The following is a 400-nucleotide window of genomic DNA, read 5'->3' on the forward strand; positions in this document are numbered from 1 at the left end:
GGGTGCAACCATTGACGTCGAAGGCGGCTACATCAAGGCCAAGGCGCCGGAAGGCGGCCTGCGTGGCGCAAACTTCTTCTTTGATACCGTCAGTCTGACCGGTACCGAGAACATCATGATGGCCGCTGCCCTGGCCAATGGCCGCAGCGTGCTGCAAAACGCCGCGCGCGAGCCGGAAGTGGTCGACCTGGCCAACTTCCTGATCGCCATGGGTGCCAACATCACCGGCGCCGGCACCGACACCATCACCATTGATGGCGTGAAACGCCTGCATTCGGCTACCTACAAGGTGATGCCGGACCGCATCGAGACCGGTACCTACCTGGTCGCGGCTGCCGTCACCGGTGGCCGTGTCAAGGTCAAGGACACTGATCCGACCATCCTCGAAGCCGTCCTGGAA

1 pseudogene is annotated in these 400 nt (G+C 62.5%); it reads left to right on the forward strand.

The annotated features are described in order from the left end of the window. Nucleotides 1-400, forward strand: a pseudogene (locus E4T71_RS09145) (UDP-N-acetylglucosamine 1-carboxyvinyltransferase); the annotation flags it as partial.

Origin of the sequence: Streptococcus sp. WM07, from assembly GCF_004570525.1 — a bacterium.
Classification (GTDB): Bacteria; Bacillota; Bacilli; order Lactobacillales; family Streptococcaceae; genus Streptococcus.